Here is a 2,277-nt window from a genome sequence, read left to right as displayed (position 1 = left end):
CGAGAGATCCAGAAGCTTTCACACCAGTATTCTGAGACTGTAGCAGAAATTTTAAAACAAATGAGTCAGGGGAATCTTGGAGATTGTCGTAAGTTAGAAGGCTATACAGATTTATGGAGAACTAAACAGGGTGATCTGAGGGTTATTTGGGAACGGATAAATTCCCAGGAAATTTTAGTAATTAAGGCAGGTTTAAGAAAGGATGTTTACCAGGGAGTTATCGAAGATAGATATAGAAACCCAACATACACCTTAGCTAATTTGATGGGAATTGAAGAAAGCCAAGTAGAAGATATACCAACGTTTAATTTTAATGTCTATAAAACTTCTTCATGGTATCAATTTATTTATGGTGCTTATTTATATTCACCTCACCTTACTCAAGAGCAGATAAAACTCTTGTACCAATTATTAGAAACATTACAAAGAAGTTATTCATATTCTAACTATTCAGAACTTACTAACATTAATAGTTTTTTATTGCAAAGCGCACCAGGCACAGGTAAAACTGTATGTGCTGCTGTGATAGCAAGTGAATTTTATAAAAATTATGACTGTAACGTTGTTTTAATTCTTCCTGAAGCTTTATGTTCTGAGCTTAGAGAGTATACTGAAATTAAAGAAATTTTACAATATCAACAACCTAATTTTTTTGTTGGTACTTTTGCAGAATGGCTTTGTCAATCTGCACCTGAATTATATCAGCTAGTTGCAACATCTTCCGAAGAATTACAGGCTTTACAAGCAGAATCTCAAAGAGTTAACGCAATTTCTAGAGATGAGTTAATTCCATACAGAGATTTAATTTTATTCAGAGCATTTGTTCTTGCAAGAGATGAAATTTATCAATCTAGACATCCAAATTATCATGAAAATATATCTCGGATAAGACACCTTGAAAAAATTAACGAGACTAGGTGGAAAGAAGGATTGAGAAATGGAATAAGTTGGATAGAGGGAGTATATACAATTACAGAAATAGCTCATCCTTCAAGAAGTAATCCATTTTGGCAAACATATTTTTTGAGTTGGACTGTGAGATTAGGTTCTGATACCTTAATAAGGTACTTTTTATCCACAACGGCATATGGAAAAAATATAAAAAATACAAAAAATACAACACTGTTTATCTTGGATGAAGCTCAAGATTATCTAATGTATGAAATCAGAACCATTATCAAAATGCTGGAAAGATGGCAGGTTAACTATAATCATAATTCCATTCTCTGGCTGCTAGGAGACAAAAATCAAAATATTATGCCAACTGATTTTGATTGGGGACAATTAGAACTAACTAGAACCAACTCACTCAGATACAATTATCGCAATACAAAATATATTATAGAATTTGCTAATATTTTTCATTCTTTTGCACAAGAAGCAAATTTAGTTAGAAGAGGAAGACATTTACCTCAACCAAGTAATCCTGAAGACGCTTTTGAGAAGGGAGAGCCTGTAAAAATTTTAGAATTTAGTTCAGAAGAACAAGCACTACAAATTCTTACTAAACTAAGCGAAAAAATTATCAATACATCTAGTTCAAATCAGCGTTCTCTGCTTAGAGAAATTTCTAGTCGAGTTAAAGTAATTTGTAAAGATATTCCTAAAAAATACAAAAACCTTCCTGGAATAGATTATCTAAATGTTCAACAAGCAAAAGGAAGAGAGTTTGATGGTTGTGTTACTTTCTGTGTATTGGGTGGAGAGGGAAAACCATCTTTTGAGGAATCCACTAGTTGGTACACAACTTTTACTAGACCTCGTTACAGACTTCTTGTAATTGCTACTACGGAGGAAATTAATCGAATTGGCAGAGATAAATTTAATAAATGTGAACCTATCCAGATTTTAAATATAGATGAGCCTTTAAAATGGATAACAGACTTTGCTAATGGAGAACAAATATTGAAAAATATAGAAGGAGTTTGTAATATTATTTATCAAGGTTTAATCAGTGAACCTATCAAAATTTATTGGGATACTTATGCTGCTTTAAGATTGACAAAAATTAACAATACACAATTAGCAGAAATTGAAAATACAAGCATTAAAATTTTAGCAAATCAGCAGCATAAAAATATTTTACAGGAGTTAGATTTATTGCAACCTGATCAAATCTGTAGTGATATTGATCGCATACCGCTAAAATGTTTATTATTGAGGGCTTTAGGTAGTTATTGGGATGCAGTTGAAGAAGCATCTCTATTGCAGAAAATAGATCCTCAAGAATGTAAACGTATAATATCAGAAATTGCTAATGAACTTGAGAGAAAACAA

The 2,277-nt window shown here is 31.9% G+C and carries 1 protein-coding gene; it reads left to right on the top strand.

Annotated elements, in window-relative coordinates:
* Positions 1-60: 60 nt before the first annotated feature.
* Positions 61-2,277 (top strand): DEAD/DEAH box helicase family protein (locus VB654_RS17075; protein ID WP_323215008.1); only part of this gene is annotated, 2,217 nt, incomplete at its 3' end.

The organism is Nodularia sp. UHCC 0506 (assembly GCF_034931045.1).
Taxonomy (GTDB): Bacteria; Cyanobacteriota; Cyanobacteriia; order Cyanobacteriales; family Nostocaceae; genus Nodularia.
The sequence above is the reverse complement of the archived record's forward strand: the minus strand, read 5'-3'. Positions and strand labels throughout refer to the sequence as shown.